Source organism: Komagataeibacter europaeus, assembly GCF_002173515.1.
In the GTDB taxonomy this organism is placed as follows: domain Bacteria; phylum Pseudomonadota; class Alphaproteobacteria; order Acetobacterales; family Acetobacteraceae; genus Komagataeibacter; species Komagataeibacter europaeus.
In genome coordinates, this window is record NZ_CP021467.1 from 857,056 (window position 1) to 873,638 (window position 16,583).

Consider the following 16,583-nt stretch of genomic DNA (forward strand, 5'->3'; position numbering starts at 1 on the left):
TTGTGGGGATTGATCTTGGCACATCGGCCCTCAAGGTCGTGCTGGTGGATGGCGGCGGATCACCCGCGGGAGATGGTCGCCGGCACCGGTATCGGCCTGTCAGGCCAGCAGCGCGGGGCGGTCTTGCGGAACGCGCACGGGAATGCGCGGAATTCGAACACAGGTTTCCCCGTAAGCCGACAGGTCTACGGCACCATCGCCTTGCCCGTCTTTTAACCGATAGAAGAACGTGCTGGCAGGCAGGGACATGAATGCAACCGGCCGCCCGCTATTTCCGTTGCACGTGAACCTATCGGGGAAGAGCGCCATGTTCAGGATGCAGGTCACAGATAATCCGGATATCCCCGTGCCGTCTGAACTACCACCCACGGCACCACCGCCCACGCCCATTTCAGATCCCGGGCCTGACCCGGATGACAGTCCGCTGGATGATCCCCGACCGGGTGTCCCGGACTGGGACAATGATGACGAACCGGTTGATCCGGGCACGGATGATCCACTCGATCCCTTTGCACCTGACGAAAAAGACAGGGAGACGGTTGAAGACTGGTAAGCTGGCGGTTTACATTCGCAGCAGGTTAAGGCTCTACCCCCAACAGGTGAGATGCCGCTGCTGCAGGATGATATCCTGCTGGTGCATATCCGCACCATTTACGGGCAGGGCGAGTAAAAAGCTACGGTCGTACCCGGATGATAGCGGATCTTGCCGTAACGACGCCGGTGGGTGGTATTCTGTTTGCCTGTCTGTCGCTCAGCAATGTGCGCCAGCATATTGTGCGGAGCTTTCCCGCATCCACACGTATCGGGCTGCAGGTGGGTGTCGGCCTGTTTATCGCCGATTTCTGCCTTCGCAACGGGGGGGGTTGTTGTCACGGATATTGACGGCGATATCGCTTTTGGCAGCCTGCGCTCCCCCGCCGTTGTGGTGATCTTTCTTTCGCTTCTCCTGATCGCTGCATTGGTGACGGCACGCATGCGGGGCGCAATGCTCCTGTCCATTATGACGGTCACGGTTGCGGGCCTGTTTATCCAGACGGCGCCCGGCCATTTCATGACTGTTCCGCCCGCGCGGGTGGTGGCCTTGCCCCATATTCCCACAGCCCATTTCCTTGCTTTTGATACGACCGCGTTTTTTCCATAATTTTTTTCTGTCCGATTTCTTTCCGCCACCGCTACCATGATCGTGGTAACGCGGCGGGCCGGCATGATGGATGCGCAGGATAATTTTCTCAATTCACACGACGACTTTTACGATGGCCATATTGTTTGGCCTGGGCATGTTTTCATGGCCACTGCTGGCCTGTATTCCCCCTCAGGCTAGCATGGCGCCTCCTGTCATGGTCGGTATCCTGATGATGGAGGGGCTGATGCCGGTTTTTCTTCTGCCCAACGTTCTGCTGGTCATCTATCTCGTACTGGTGGCGTACACCGTAAACCGATGGGTCATGCCCGGTAAGAAACATGGAACGCTATCCGGCACGCAGCTCGCTTAATTCTCCATGACGGTTCAGGCTGTTGTCCCTCACATAATACGGTAAAGAACAGATACGATGAATGATCGCCAGCAATTCGCCAGTGATAATTATGCAGGCATGTGCCCTGAAGCGTGGCAGGCCATGATGCAGGCCAATAAAGGTTCTCTTGTTCCCTATGGGGAAGATGAATGGACCAGTCGTGCAGCCGATGCTTTTCGCACGCTGTTTGAAAAGGCGTGCGAGGTATTTTTCGTGTTCAATGGCACGGCGGCGAACTCGCTTGCACTGGCTGCCCTCTGCCAGTCCTATAATAGTGTGATCTGTTCTTCTTATGCACATGTTGAAACGGATGAATGCGGGGCGCCGGAGTTTTTTTCCAACGGTTCCAAGCTTCTCGTGGCCCGGACGGACAGCGCCAAACTGACCGCGCATGACGTGCGCACGCTTTCCACATGCCGACATGACATTCATTACCCCAAGCCCCGGGCGGTTACCATTACGCAGCCGACCGAGACGGGAGAACTGTATTCCTTGACCGAAATACGCCAGATTGCGGCAGCATGCCATGAACTTGGCCTGTATCTGCATATGGATGGGTCACGTTTTGCCAATGCGTGCGCGGCCCTGGGCTGTTCTCCGGCAGACATGACCTGGCGGGCAGGGGTTGATGTACTGTGTTTTGGTGGAACAAAGAACGGCATGGCAGTAAGTGAGGCCATACTATTCTTTGAGCGCAGCCTGGCAGACGGTTTCGATTATCGATGCAAGCAGGCAGGACAACTGGCTTCCAAGATGCGTTTTTTGTCAGCCCCGTGGGTTGGTATGCTGGAAAGCGGTGCATGGTTGCGTACTGCGCACCATGCCAATGCCTGCGCCAAACGGTTGGCGGAGCAGTTGACGGACCTTTCCAATATTACATTGATGTTTCCTGTTCAGACGAATAGCGTTTTCATAAAGTCGGAAGAACGCATTCTGGATCGATTAAGGATGCGCGGCTGGCGTTTTTATACTTTTATTGGCGGAGGGGCCCGTTTTGTATTTGCCTGGGATGCAGACCCCGCGCAGGTAGACAGGTTGGCAGCAGATATCCGGCTCCTATCTAGGACAGAACCGTTGAACGCGGCTGTTGAGGACCAGTTCTCTGATCCTCAACAGCCATCATCTTTGGACTGATCCCAGACTTCTGGCTCAGCGCCGCGAACGATGTTTTCGATCGCTGTATCGCGGCTTACATGACATGTATGATCGCGGCGCCGCCATGACGTATCTGTCCCGTACGCTTTCTTTCAATCGTGTGAAAATAACGCACCATCAAACCCCGGGACAGATACCTAGCGTCCGAAGCCCATGGCGGATTTTTCTACCGAACCGGTATAGGGAATCCGCTCGCTGCGTGGTTGCCACAGCGATGCGCGGATCTGGTATTCGATCACGGCCTGCAGTTCGCGCAGGTTGTGGTTCTGCCTGTACACCTGCCTGATCTCATCCATGTCCGGGACGAATTCAAGGTTGCCCAGGTTGTAGCGCTTTGTCACGTCCTTGATGACCCCCGGCACGATCCTGTCGAGTTGCGAACTGTCGGGGGCGGCTATGGCCAGCATCCGCACGCGCGTCATCATCGGTTCCGGAATGGCGTGGGTATTGTTGGATGTCATGATATAGGACAGATACCCCAGGTTTATGCTTTCCTGCAGGCAGTTATCCATATGCACGGATGCGGTTTCGCGTTCCAGCAGCGGCAGGAGCGCTGCATATGGATCGCCACCACGGCTGTCGATCCCCATCTTTTCCACTTCGTCAAGCAGGATGATGTTATTGATCAACTCGGTCTTCTTGAACGTATTCGCATAAAATCCCGCGCGGGCTTCGGAATACCCCTGCTCCGACCCCAGCAGGGCCATGGTCCCGCTCATGCCGCTGCAGTTCAGCATGTCGAACCCTGCGTTGCACAGATGGGCAACCCGCATGGCAAAACGCGTCTTGCCGATACCCGGCGGCCCATCCAGTAGCAGCGGTGGGAAGGTGAAAGGCACCTTGCCATGACGGCTGATGCACGCAAACGAGCATATGTAGTCGATGGCTTCCCCAAAATTGGGGAATTCCGCGATCAGGGTTTCATAGATGACTTCCGGCCGTTCGATGACAGGCCAGCCCGGAAGCGGATCAAGCAGATAGCAGTAGCGTTCCGACAGCCGTTCATTATCGGCAAAACCGGTGCGTGACGCCAGTGGGGCGACGGACGTGCAATGCGTGTCGATACAGACCGCATCCGCGCCTGGCGGGGTCACGCACGTCTCGATATCGAAAAATGAAGAAACGGCAGCATCGCTGTTGCTGTCAATGAATGCGCTGAGAATATCGTCCGGATTATGGCTGTTGTCTGCCACAGATGCCTCCCGAAGTGCATGATGAGAGATTACGGCCCCTTCCACAATCCCTGAACGGCGTTGCACCGTCGCACTGGCGCTTCCAAAAGGAAGCGCGCAAAATAAGAAGACCAGCTTCCCTTATACGCGCCCGAATTAAAAAATAAAATTAAATAAAGTTAATCAGCGCCGGGAACAATGGGACAATGTCCCTGTCATGCCGGATCGAACCGGGAAGACTACGCAACACATGGGCCAACTGACCGGGCAGGGGGAAAACCCGGTTTGTGGCCCGACGAACCCGTGGTCGACGCTGTCATATGCAAAGCCCCCAGCCGCTATTGGATTTGTGTCAGTCTGGAAGTGATTATGTCAGATAGGGAGGGGTATCGACCGCCATGTGCCGCTTCGATCCCATCTTTCCTACTGCCAGACGCAGTACAGCCCGGAGATCGTGATGTGACTGCAATCTTATGGCGCAAAGTATCTTTCGTGATTGGGTTATTAGGGTCCATTAGGAATTAAGTTTTCTCAGGAGCCTTGATGTGATTCACAACCTGCATGGATCGCTTTGTATTGACGGGCGAAAATGGCTCCCCCTGTGTCTTGGCAAGAAAACGGATTGGGGACGCGGCGAGAAGGATAAACGTCTTTTCATCAAGGGCGGTATTATGGATAGCACGGACAGGAGGCGAAAGCCGGACCGAAGAACAGATGATCGGATGCAGTGTGACGGAATGGTCAACCATGAATTATCGCCATGACCGACGCCCTGGGCAATCTGGTCCACTTTCCTCTCATCCCCGGCCAGTATTACGATACGGTTGGGGTTGCTCCACTTTTTGAGCCAGCGGATTTCAGGAGCATTCTTGCCGATAGGGCATTCGACGCCCACTGGATCGTGGACACCATACTGTGCAAGGGGCCTGTGTGATCATCCTCCAGTGCGGGAACCGCCTCGACAGACGCCCGTTCGATGGAATGCTGTTCAAAGTGCGCCATCTCATCGAGAACTTTTCCTGCAATTTCAAGGGGTTCAAGCGCATCGCCATGCGAAGCGACAAGACGGATGGATCATTTGCAGCCATGATCTATCTCGTAGCCGCAATTATCAATTCACGATAATTCCCAACAGGCCCTGACAAAACATTTCGTGATGTTCTATTTTTTTTGCATATTTCCTTTAAAATTTAAAATATAATTTACACACAATATCGACCTTAAAATGAGAAATATATCCATGAATTCAATTTTCTCGTTTTTAAATAAAAAAGACGTCCCATCTCTCATGATGGAGATACAGGCCAGGCCTGGTGGAAATCTATCTTTGGATGAACATTTTTTAAAAACACCTCGGGAGGATGTATTTTTTCTGTTTTTGGAAAAAGTTGGATGCACAACGCTCAAGCATCTGCTGATACAAACATTCTGGGGTGATATTTCATCTATAAACCCCGAATATTATATGGATAATTGGACAGAAAGAAATCTGATACATGCCATATCATTCGAAGCCTTGGTTATCAACGGGCGCGAGGTTTTAAATAGAAAAAATGTAAAAATCATTACATTCTGTCGAAACCCTTATGATAGATTTGTCTCGGCTTATGTGGATAAGATAGCAAACACTCCGAAGCAGGAAACGGATTTTTTCAAATGGATAAAACGAGAAATATTATTTAAAAAGCTACGCGAAAATTTTGGAAACAAAAAAATAGTCGAATCACTTTTAGAGATAAGTATAGCCGATTTCGTAGAATTTGTAAAACATACGCCAGAAGAACACAGAGACAAACACTGGATCAGCCAACACGCATTAAACCTTGCCGACATTATAAACATTAGTGAAATAATTAAGCTTGAAGATTTTAATCAAAAGATCCCCATCGTGTGGAAAGAATTGTTCGGCATAGAAATAAGTATGGAATCTGATATCTGCGACAATAAAGTACGAAGAAACAAAAAATATCTCACAGAGGAGGTGGCAAATACCGTATACGAAATATATAAAAAGGATTTTGATCTATTTGGTTATGAAAAAGATAGTTGGCGTGGCCTGTAGTTTGAAACCTTTTATCTTATTTGAAATAAACGCAGCGCGCAGGCCATACCGAGAATGTACCAGCATATTATCAGGAAACTTCCGCGACCGCTCGAACAGAATCGTGGCCTGAACCTTCAACCGCATTCCAGTTGTTCATCATTGCCTTCACCTGTCCCGACGGTTCATCATGGCCAACGACCGAACCGGCAGCCGAACAACAGGGGGAATTGGCCCGCGAGAATAAACGCTTTTGCCCGGAAAACCGTATTTTGTAGAAAATATCAGGACCGAACCTTCCAGGAACACAGAAACCCTGTACATGCCGGTCGATACGATTGGTTGTGTCGAGTTTTCACATATCAACTGGGCCGACCCGAATACCAATACGCCTGTATTCAACCCCTTATTCCACGTGCGCGACGCTGGAAAACAAAGTGTGCTGGGGCCAATAATATCCTGCTGACAGCGGCCAAGCAAATCCTGCATTGCCAAGAAAAGCATCAGAAGGATGTTTCCACACGCCGGCTATGAAATAAAGGGAACCCCATGATTGATATGCTGATCAAACAGCGCCGCCGCAGTCTGGGCGGGGGACTGGAAGTGGGTCGTGTCCTGCCCTTCGCGCGGCGACGGATGATCGGGCCCTTTATCTTCTTCGATCATATGGGGCCACTGGATCTGGCCGCCGGGGTCGACCGTAGCGTTGATGTGCGGCCTCATCCGCATATCGGCCTGTCGACTGTTACCTATCTGTTTTCAGGTGAAGTCATGCACCGCGACAGCCTGGGGTCCGAACAGGCGATAAGGCCGCAGGAAGTCAACTGGATGACGGCAGGCAGCGGGATCACACATAGTGAACGCTTCGAGAAGGCAAGGGCGGTTGGGGACCACCTACATGGAATTCAGGCCTGGGTCGCGCTTCCTGATGGGGCCGAGGAAACGATGCCGTCCTTCTCGCATCATGAAGGGGATGACCTGCCGCAATGGGATGGAGAGGGCATACGGGGGCAACTGATCGCAGGGGAAGCCTATGGTCTGACGGCAGCAGCGCGAACGCATTCCCCACTTTTTTATGCCCATCTCGAACTCGAGGCGGGTGCAAGGGCGGAAATTCCTTCCGGTTACGCGGAGCGTGCCCTTTACATCGCCACGGGAGCAGTCGAGATCGGCGGGGAGCGGTACGGGGCGGGACAGATGCTCGTGCTGACGTCCGATGCATCGTCCTTTCAGGCCATGGAACCGACGACAGCCATGGTGCTGGGCGGCGAACCGATCGGTGAGCGGTTCCTGTTCTGGAATTTCGTCAGTTCCTCAAAGAAGCGGCTGACGGAAGCTGCCGAGGACTGGCAGGCCGGGCGGATGAAATTGCCCGAGGCGGACCACGACGAATTTATTCCGCTTCCTTCAACCGATACGTCACCGCCACCGATGTCATAACGGCCATTTCCGGTCTGTCTGTTGACCAACGTGTGGACGGTATGGTCCAGGCGATAACGCAGATAGTGGCGCCCGCTCACACCATAAAACGCAACTGTAGCGCTAAGGCTGTTGTCGTGGTGTCATAACAGACTTTCTCCATGAATTCCGTTATCCACGATCACAGGTTGCAGGAAAACAGGCATGGTAGAAGGAGAGCAAGGAAGCCCGCGGAACGGAATACTGCTATACTATAAGTGAGATTTATCGTTACCTTGATGCGAAAGTCTTTACCTATCGTTTCGATAACAAATTGAATTATTGATGATGAGAAGGGATGGATATTCCATCTTTTCCGTTCTGAAGTCGACACTACGAAAGCAGGTGGTCTGGCAGCTTATGTGGCATGGCGATATGCCAGATGAAGTCAGTAGAAAGCGCGCATTTTTGAAGTTATGGCCCAGAGCAGCGCTGAACCAGTCATACCGGGCTGTTACATGCCGATGCCAGCCAATAAACTGTCAGGACGATGCGTCAGTACCCGTCATTCTTTTCTGCCTGTTTTCAAGGAAAGGCGACCCCATCACCAAGCATTCGAGCAGGGGACAAAACTGAATGACAGCACGGTTCATTACGTGACCAGTGATCTTGATGGAGGCCCCTCATCATTATCGAACAAGACATAAAACATATTTCTCAGGCAGATACGCCAAACGAACAGATCCAAATAGCAAGGGATATTGAACAGCATGTCCAGCCAAAGCGCGGCGCGGTACCACATTGAACAGTGTACCATCGTGAACGGTAACAAGACAATCGTTTTTACATCCTGACCTTTTGATTGACGTGATCGCGGAATAGACGAAATGCATATGCAAAACATCTCGGCCCACCTGATAGATGGCAAGGCTTTCGCCGCAGGCCTGAGACAGCAGATCGCAGCTGATGTTGCGCGATTGCAGGCAAGCCACGATTGCGTGCCCGGCCTTGCGGTCATTTTGGTTGGTGATGACCCCGCAAGCGATATCTATGTGCGCAGCAAGGCCCGCCAGACGATGTCAGTCGGAATGCGGTCATTTGTTCACAGGCTGCCGGCCTCCACACCACAGGCGGAACTGCTGGATCTTATCGCCAGGCTCAACGCTGATGAACAGGTTCACGGCATACTGGTTCAGCTTCCCCTGCCGCGCCATATTGATGTTTCAAAAGTCTTGGACCAGATCGATCCCCATAAGGATGTAGACGGATTTCATGTTACCAATATCGGGAAACTGGCCGTTGGGCGTCATGATGGCTTCATCCCCTGTACGCCGCTGGGCTGTCTCATGCTGCTCAGGGCCGAGCGGAAAGACCTGTCCGGGCTGCATGCGGTCGTGATCGGGTGTTCCAATATTGTTGGCCGACCCATGGCCCAACTGCTGCTGAGGGAGAACTGTACGGTTGTTATTACACATCTCGCGACACATGACGTGGCGGCAGAAACGCGCCGTGCGGATATCGTCATTGTTGCTGCGGGACATCCGGGCCTTGTCAGGCGATCATGGATCAAACCGGGTGCTACCGTCATTGATGTCGGCATCAACCGCGTACATGACCAGACCGGCTCCCATATTGTGGGCGATGTAGCGTTTAATGAAGTGGCGGAAGTCGCAGGCGCCATTACGCCCGTGCCGGGCGGGGTAGGGCCGATGACAATCGCCTGCCTGCTACACAATACACTTCAGGCCGCACAAAAAGGTATTGAAACGGGAAATGGGCAGGCATAATTTCGAAAAAAGAGCATATCCTTTTATTTATAGTGAATAGACTGTTATGCCGTTATAACATTTGGGGCATCATAATGATGACTGACAGCATTCTTCCCTTTGGAACCCTCAGGTTTGATCCCATGCGCAAGAGTCATCTGTTTATGAAGGGACATGATGGCTGCATCATGGTGAGAAAGGGCGGCAGGCAACCATCGACAAGAATAAAAAACGAATCGTTAATGTAACTATTATTGAATATCCGGAGCGGCATCCATATAAATATTCCCCGTCGTTCCTGCAGCAATCCGGGTATCTGGACACGCGATGCCTATTATCCAGAACGATTTTGGTGCGTCTACAAATTATCTGTTCCGGTATAATAACATATTGTTGCGTATTGCCGTGCCGACTGCCCTTGGGGCCACGACCTGCGTCGTGATCGCCGTCTCCCTTCACATGCGGGGATCAGTCGTGGGGAACCAGGAGGTTTACGCTTTCTCGTAAGGTAATGAAACCGCACCAACAGGGAAAAGCAGAAATGGTAGACAATTTCAATATTTCGTCATCCAGTACGCGCGATAATATACGTCTGGCGGTAAGCGCCAGTATTGGATCAGGTATTTCGCATCTGGGATCAACCATGATGCCGTTCCAGACCAATTCCCTGATCGAAGGATTCCATATATCTGCCTCGGCCGCAGGAATGTTCGGTTTTTTTGAAATCTCTTCCTTGTCTCTCGCCATGCTTATGGTTGTGCCTTTTCTGGGAGCGCCCATCCATGGCCGTCTGGCATTCGGGGGGGCATTAATCGTTATTGCCGCGCAAATAATGATCTATCTGGGGCCGTCCTCGGTGCCTTACCTGTGGGGCTGTTCCATACTGAGTGGATGCGGGTTTGGCGTTATCTTCTCGGCCTTCATCTCCCGGGTATCGGCCCTCAGGAATCCCGATCGAATCTATTCCATAAGCTGCGGCGGAGGCGCGGTGGTGACCGTATCAACTGTAATGACAATACCATGGACCACTGCATGGCTCGGTCAGCGTGGTCCGTTCATGAGCATTATTCTGGTTGTCGCTGTCCTTATGCCATTCCTGTCTTTCCTGGGACATAAGAACAACGATATCCAGAAAAAGAAACCATTAAAGATAGAATGGCCTGGATATGTAGTCGGCACCATACCCATATTGATAATGTGGGCAGGATATTCCATCGGATCAGGTATTGTCTGGTCTTTTGTCGATGGCATAGGACAGTCGATTCATGTCAAGGAAAGCGTGATCGTCTTACTGTCGTCCGCCGGTATTATCGCAGGTTTCCTGTCCAATGTCTTTGGGGCCGTAATTGCCGGCCATATCAATCGGAGGCTTCCACTTCTGTTTGGCATAATAGGAACGGCGCTATCCTTTTTGCTGACCGGACTGGCGTGGAATACGGTCATATATTGCCTTGGCATCATTTCTTACTGGATTTTCGTCATGATCGCCTATGCCTACCTGCTGGGGGCAGCGGCGGGGCTGGATCCTACTGGCAAGGTGGGGGCCATGGGGGGAAGCTGTGACCGTATCGCCTATGCCGTCGGTGCGTTGATGGGGGGCTTTCTGGTTGATGTCAGTTCCTATTCCATGCTTGGCATTGCAGGGTTCATATCATGCATCATGACATTGCCGGTCTGTATGCCCTTGGTAAGTCGCGCATTTCACAATCATGCCGTGGCGCGGGACCAGATCGCTCCGACACTCAATTAGAAAAATTAATAGAGACCTATTCGAAATAACTGATAGGGTCATTACGTAAGAAAAAAGTTCAGGTGCCACGGAATCCGGTCAGGACTTGCCCCGCTATCCTGCAACGACTGATGATGTCCAGGCCGCATAGAATACAATATAAAATAAACAACAGGTGTAATGAACGCATTCTGATTTATAATCCAGCAACCATGCCGAAGTAGCAAGGGAATCTGCCAACATGCTGCCAGAAGATAATATTTACCCTGCATCACTGCCGGAAGGTTATGAATTCGTCATCGAGGACGAACCCGAATTCGATCCGGCCATTCACCTACAGCTTGAACGCCCGGACAGGATCTGGATGCTCTCGGATCTGGGCTATGACGAAAAAGTCATATCGCGTTTCGCATCGCCTGTCGCGGCGACCAGTGCCGCGCGGCTGCTGTCTGACGAAGGCATTGCAGTCATGGCGGACATTACGCGCAAGCTGCACCCGTTCATCCGTCATAACACACATGGTGCACGCGTGCCGGCGACACTGCGGGGCACGACACACCGCTCCCGCTTTGTCCGGGATCTGTGCCTTTCACCCGAAATTACAGAATTCTTTTCAGAAATGTTCCATACTCAACTGGTGCCACATACGATAACGCACCAGCAAGGGCATATGAACTTCCAGCCAAAGGAATTACGGAAGGAAGTCGATACATGGCATCATGACGCAACGGCATTTGACTGGGTACTAATGGTCCATGATCCTAACAAGATCAGGGGCGGGCGGTTCCAGATTTTCGACGGAACCCGCGAAGAGGGATGGAAGCTGATGCGTTCAGGCGCAGGCATTCCCGAAGATCGGATCATCACGCCAGATTTCGCCGGGCCAGGTTATGCCTGTTATATGCAGGGAAGCGCCGTCTTCCACCGCGCATCACGTCTGGAAGAACTTGGTGAACGGGCCAGCCTGGTACAAAGTTATGTTTCAACCAACGTCAAGGTGCCCGATCCGAACTGGTTTGACTGGATCAGGCCGACCGAAGGGTCGATCAATGACGTCAATTATATGCTGGAACAAGCCTGCGCCCCAGCGGAATGGGCACGGCATCGTGCCTGGGTCGCCAAGCGCCGCCTTCAGGAATTGATGGATGAACTGCCGCTTAATGCGACTGCGCAGGAAGTATTACATGCCATGGAACATGTCACCAATGATCTGAATGATCTGAATGACCTGTTGCGGCGCGGACCGGTTTCGCATGAGGAATCGCAGGTTAATCGCGACCTGGTGGATGCGCGGCATATATCATGAACCGGGCATGATTTTTCTACCCGGGAATTATTGGGTTATTATTTCATGATATGAATTTCTTTGGAATTAGAGAACATATGATAAGGGGTTACGACACATAATGTCGCAACCCCTTATTTTTTAATAAATTTTATATTTCTCCATTCATGGAAATCTATTTCCGCATGGACGTATGTCATTGCCAAAATTCAACACGAGGAAAACTATTTTCCTATGGATATTAAAATTTCTTGCAATGTGGACTGCGTTCATGCTGAATAAAAACCGTCATAAATGTTCGTTACGATAAAACAATAATAAATTCTTATACTGTATATATTTACCAGTTTTACCGAAGTGGTCCGAAAAATACGGGGAAGTTCCATGAGGCTTATCACCTATAGGTCATCTATTGTTCTCGCGACCCTGCCTTTTTTACTCTATCACCGTTCGGGGCAGGCGCAGTCACAGACTTCGTCCACGGCAATTCATCAGACTGGCCGCACAACAGATACAACAGAAAATACAACAACAAGTAATAGTGCCGCCACGCATCATCGTACGCGGGCCCAGCGGGATCTGGCACCCTCCCGATCCGAGGAAATTCGGGTGTTCGGGGGGGGCTCGACCCGGCAGATGGTAACAATCTCGTCTGCGGAACTATCGCGGGCCGCACCGGGCACCAGTGCAATGAAGATGCTGCAACGTCTGCCAAGCGTGAATTTCATGTCCGCAGATCCGTTTGGCGCCTACGAATGGTCGACGCGCATGACCGTGCGCGGTTTCGATCAGGACCAGCTCGGTTTTACTCTGGATGATATTCCACTCGGTCCGATGGAATATGACAGTGAACGCGGCCTGAATATAAACCGCGCGATCATATCCGAAAATATCAGAAGGACGACAGTATCCCAGGGGGCGGGGTCGGTGGAAGTCCCGTCCTCCAGCAACCTTGGTGGTACGATCCAGTTCTATTCCGGTGATCCCGAAATGAAACAGGGGGGAACCCTTCAGCAGACCTTCGGAAGCAATTCCACATTCCGTACTTTTGCACGTTATGACAGCGGTGCATTGAACAGGTCGGGGACACGATTCTATATTGCATACGCACATTCGACCCTTGATAAATGGAAAGGGTCGGGACGGAACGAATACGATCAGATCAATGCGAAACTGGTCCAGCCCTTTGGTGAGAACACAACCTGGACAACGTTCTTTGACTGGAGTTCACGCAAGGAGATCGATTACCAGGATCTGTCGATGAACTATATCAATGTCCTTGGTTCAAACTGGGATAACTACTATCCCAACTATGCCGCCGCGTATCATGCGGCACAGGGCCAGTTCAGTTCGCAGGTCGCCAAAACCAATGATCCAATGGATGCCGCCTATTATGCGGGATCCGGGCTGCGGCGTGATTTTGTCGGTTCGACAACCATCAATACCCGCCTTGGCCATGGGCTGGAATGGCGCACGACAGGATATGCCATTGCCGATAACGGTTTCAGCACATGGGTCACGCCTTACGAATCATCGCCTAACGGTGCGCCCCTGGCCATGCAGGGTCGAAACGAATACGGGCGCCGCTTCGGTTTTAACAGCCATATTACATGGAAAACGAAGCGCAATGAATTTCATGCCGGCATATGGTATGAAAATAACGATTACGAGCAGGATCGCGCCCTGTGGGAAGAACCCGTACTGGGGCAGGGGGCGCCACTCAGCCCCTATACATGGCGCAATCCAAGGTCAGCGTTCATGAATGAATGGGATTATGCATTCAATACCAATACATTCCAGTTCTACATGGCCGACACATATCATATTCTGCCAAACCTGCAGATCAATGCCGGCTTCAAGACCCTGATCGATACCACGCACAGCCATGTCATCCTGAACAATCCGGCATTCACCGGGCAGAGTTCCCTGCCCGATGGCGGCCTGACCGCCGAAGCGCCAGCACTGCCACAGATTAGCGGCAACTGGAAAATAACGCGCAATGACGAATTCTTTTTTGATATTTCAAAAAACATGAGTGGCTACGATTTCAGCGGATGGAATCAGGGATCCGCTTTTGGCACCACCGACGCGAGCGCATTCGCCGCCCAGGAACGAAACCTCCGGCCGCAGACAGCCTGGGTCTACGAAGCCGGTTACCGCATGCACCGCAAATGGTTTGACGGACTGATTACGGGCTATCGGGTCAATTTTGCCAACCGCCTGATCGCGCTGGCCGAGGGCACGATCATCAACTCCGTTTCCACTGTCCAGAATGTCGGCAGTGTGACCATGAACGGACTGGAACTGAGTGGAACGGTCCATTTCCCGCATCACATTTCACTCTACAACAGCTTCAGCTGGAACCGTGAAACATATGACAACAACTACAACACTGCGTCCGGCGAGGTCCGTGTGCGGGGCAAGCAGGCCCCCAACATGCCGATGCTGATGTGGAAGAGCCAGCTGACCTACCGTTACAAGGGCCTGACATTCGATATTGATGAAAACTATGTCGGCCACCGCTATGTCGATTACATGAACACGGTTTCAGCACCGCATTACTTCATTACGAACCTGGGCGTGCGCTACGATTTCGGCAGCTTTGGTATCCTGAAGAACCTGAACCTGCAGCTCAACGTCTATAACCTGCTGGACCAGCACTGGATTGCCGTGGTCGGTGAGGAAGGAAATCCCGTGCAGGGCGACTACCAGTCCTTCATGCCTGGCGCGCCGAGGCAGTTCTTCGGCACCCTGGCGGCACATTTCTGATGGGTGGTTTCCTGAAATCTGCCACCCGCGCAGCAGTTCTGGCCACCAGCGCGTTTGCGTTGCAACTGGAACTGACGATGGCCGCCCGGGCGTGGGAACCGATCAGCCCTGTTTCCGGCGTGGAGTCCGTTGTCCTGACGGGCCATGACATGACACTGTCTGACCTGATGCATATAGCGCGTGACGGGGCGAAGGTCAGCCTGTCCCCCGAAGCGGCCCAGCGCTCGCATGACGCCTTTGACCTTCTGCTGGAGGCAGCACGTGAAGGAATGGCGGTTTACTGGTTCAATCGTGGCGCCGGCGACAAGCGGGAAAACTGGATATTCAAAGGCGACCCGCTGGAGGCAAACAATCACAGGCTGCTGGAAAAAATCCAGTTGCAACGCTTCCAGGAAGAAGCCCCCGTACCAGGTGAGCCCGAAGTGCAGGATGAGGCCCTTGTCCGTGCCGTGATGGCCATCCGCGCGAACACAATGACTTACGAGGCCGCCAGTCCCGCCTTGACCCGGATGCTGCAGGACCTGCTGAACCATCGCATCACGCCGGTGCTCCCGCTGCGTGGATCGTTGGGGGAAGGGGACCTGCGGATCCTGTGCGGGATTGCCGCGACCATGGTTGGCGTGGGGGACGCCTATTACAACGGCGTGCGCATGAGTGCGGCCGACGCCCTGCACAAGGCCGGCCTGACACCCCTCAAACCCTTTGGCGCGGATGATGCCGCACTGATCAGTTCGGATGCCTATGCCGTTGCCCGCGCGGCCTTTGCTGTCGAGGAAGGCCGACGCGCGCTGGACTGGGCCGACCTGACGCTGGCAATCGACCTGCAGGGCATGAACAGCAGCGTGACCCCGCTTAGCGCGCCGGTACAGGCCGGCCATCCCTATCGCTGGCTGAACTGGGATGCGAAGCGGGTCATGCAATTGCTGCGGGGAAGTTACCTGTTCGATGCGGACCCGCACCGTGTCATACAGGACCCCGAAAGCCTGCGCGCTTCATCCATCAGGCAGGGGGCCGCGTGGCAGTCATGGTCCGAACTGCAGCATACCGTGCAGATCGAACTGAACAGTTCCGATCATAATCCGGCCATACGCGTCGGGGTTTCGCCCGATGATTCGTGGGAACTGTCCACGCCGCAGATGATGCAGTATTACGTTCATGGCAGTGACGCGGACCGGCACCTGCATGGCTATATCCTGTCGAACGCCAACTGGGATCCCTATCCGCTGGCCAATCAGGTGGAAGCCTTTACAATCGCGCTGGGCAACATGGATGTCGCGATCACCCAGCGGATATACCGGTTTGAAAATCCGTTCTTCACGATTGTCAGTCCCCGCAACGTTCTGAATGATGCACAGTACAGGGAATATTTCGGTTCCCGTATTGGCTATGCCGCCGCGGACGTTTTTCAGGACGTGCAGGGACAACTGAACCCGGTCCCGCCTGAAGGGAATGCGATCATCGCCACGGTGGAGGATCTACAGGCCCAGACCTACCTGAAGACAGTGCGGCTGCAACAGACCGTCACCGATACGATGCACCTGCTTGCAATGGATATGAATCAGGGATGCAGCTGGATGGTGCTGCGGGGGATTCAGGACGCCAGGAGGACATTCGGGCCAACGTCACGCAAGGCCTGCGATCTCCTGCCCCGGGGACCATCCGCGCGCATGGCGTTCCTGACCACATACGATCCGGCGGTCCTTATGCCTGATACCCCTCCTGTCATGGAACAGGCCCCTTGAATACCGGTCGGC

At 52.9% G+C, this 16,583-nt stretch carries 13 protein-coding genes and 2 pseudogenes; 12 read left to right on the forward strand and 3 right to left on the reverse strand.

Annotation, left to right across the window (positions count from 1 at the left end; all coding sequences use genetic code 11):
- Window positions 1-346: 346 nt before the first annotated feature.
- The gene (locus S101446_RS03790) at window positions 347-553 is read left to right on the forward strand and encodes a hypothetical protein (protein WP_244184476.1); all 207 of its coding nucleotides are present in this window, start codon (window positions 347-349) and stop codon (window positions 551-553) included.
- Window positions 554-651: 98 nt separating this feature from the next.
- Here S101446_RS03790 and S101446_RS17615 read toward each other — a convergent pair whose 3' ends face one another.
- Entirely contained in the window at window positions 652-1,206 is a 555-nt protein-coding gene (locus S101446_RS17615) for a hypothetical protein (protein ID WP_157684808.1), read from the reverse strand.
- Between the two features lie 116 nt (window positions 1,207-1,322).
- Here S101446_RS17615 and S101446_RS17620 point away from each other — a divergent pair, with 116 nt between their 5' ends.
- Both S101446_RS17620 and S101446_RS03805 read left to right on the forward strand, forming a co-directional pair.
- The gene (locus S101446_RS17620; RefSeq protein WP_157684809.1) at window positions 1,323-1,493 is read left to right on the forward strand and encodes a hypothetical protein; all 171 of its coding nucleotides are present in this window, start codon (window positions 1,323-1,325) and stop codon (window positions 1,491-1,493) included.
- A gap of 57 nt (window positions 1,494-1,550) precedes the next feature.
- Window positions 1,551-2,567: pseudogene (locus tag S101446_RS03805) on the forward strand (threonine aldolase family protein); the annotation flags it as partial.
- A 10-nt stretch (window positions 2,568-2,577) separates the two neighbouring features.
- On the opposite strand, the pseudogene S101446_RS18840 reads toward S101446_RS03805, so the two are convergent.
- Window positions 2,578-2,697 (reverse strand): annotated as a pseudogene (locus S101446_RS18840) (IS481 family transposase); the annotation flags it as partial.
- 109 nt (window positions 2,698-2,806) lie between these two features.
- Window positions 2,807-3,862, reverse strand: coding sequence for an AAA family ATPase (locus tag S101446_RS03810; RefSeq protein WP_087607660.1), 1,056 nt, complete (start codon window positions 3,860-3,862; stop codon window positions 2,807-2,809).
- A 739-nt stretch (window positions 3,863-4,601) separates the two neighbouring features.
- Between S101446_RS03810 and S101446_RS17625 the strand changes: the two genes are divergently transcribed.
- The 9 genes from S101446_RS17625 (at window position 4,602) to S101446_RS03860 (ending at window position 16,571) form a co-directional block, all read left to right on the forward strand.
- The gene (locus S101446_RS17625; protein ID WP_157684810.1) at window positions 4,602-4,775 is read left to right on the forward strand and encodes a hypothetical protein; all 174 of its coding nucleotides are present in this window, start codon (window positions 4,602-4,604) and stop codon (window positions 4,773-4,775) included.
- 306 nt (window positions 4,776-5,081) lie between these two features.
- Window positions 5,082-5,903, forward strand: a complete 822-nt coding sequence (locus S101446_RS03820) for a sulfotransferase family 2 domain-containing protein (RefSeq protein WP_087607661.1) — start codon at window positions 5,082-5,084, stop codon at window positions 5,901-5,903.
- Window positions 5,904-6,431: 528 nt separating this feature from the next.
- Window positions 6,432-7,322: a pirin family protein gene (locus tag S101446_RS03825; protein ID WP_087607662.1), complete on the forward strand. Its 891-nt coding sequence runs from the start codon at window positions 6,432-6,434 to the stop codon at window positions 7,320-7,322.
- 482 nt (window positions 7,323-7,804) lie between these two features.
- Window positions 7,805-7,987, forward strand: a complete 183-nt coding sequence (locus S101446_RS18745; RefSeq protein ID WP_408884642.1) for a formyltransferase family protein — start codon at window positions 7,805-7,807, stop codon at window positions 7,985-7,987.
- Between the two features lie 180 nt (window positions 7,988-8,167).
- A complete protein-coding gene (gene folD, locus S101446_RS03835) occupies window positions 8,168-9,067 on the forward strand; it encodes a bifunctional methylenetetrahydrofolate dehydrogenase/methenyltetrahydrofolate cyclohydrolase FolD (RefSeq protein ID WP_087607664.1) in 900 nt (299 codons plus the stop codon).
- A 520-nt stretch (window positions 9,068-9,587) separates the two neighbouring features.
- Window positions 9,588-10,796, forward strand: coding sequence for an MFS transporter (locus S101446_RS03845; RefSeq protein WP_087607666.1), 1,209 nt, complete (start codon window positions 9,588-9,590; stop codon window positions 10,794-10,796).
- A 448-nt stretch (window positions 10,797-11,244) separates the two neighbouring features.
- Window positions 11,245-12,081 carry a hypothetical protein gene (locus S101446_RS03850; RefSeq protein WP_157684812.1) on the forward strand — a complete coding sequence of 279 codons (837 nt, stop codon included), beginning with the start codon at window positions 11,245-11,247 and terminating at the stop codon, window positions 12,079-12,081.
- A gap of 615 nt (window positions 12,082-12,696) precedes the next feature.
- Window positions 12,697-14,829, forward strand: coding sequence for a TonB-dependent receptor (locus tag S101446_RS03855; protein ID WP_161804118.1), 2,133 nt, complete (start codon window positions 12,697-12,699; stop codon window positions 14,827-14,829).
- Window positions 14,829-16,571, forward strand: coding sequence for an aromatic amino acid ammonia-lyase (locus S101446_RS03860; RefSeq protein WP_087607669.1), 1,743 nt, complete (start codon window positions 14,829-14,831; stop codon window positions 16,569-16,571). Before S101446_RS03855 ends, S101446_RS03860 begins: the two co-directional genes overlap by 1 nt.
- The last annotated feature ends 12 nt before the right edge of the window (window positions 16,572-16,583 follow it).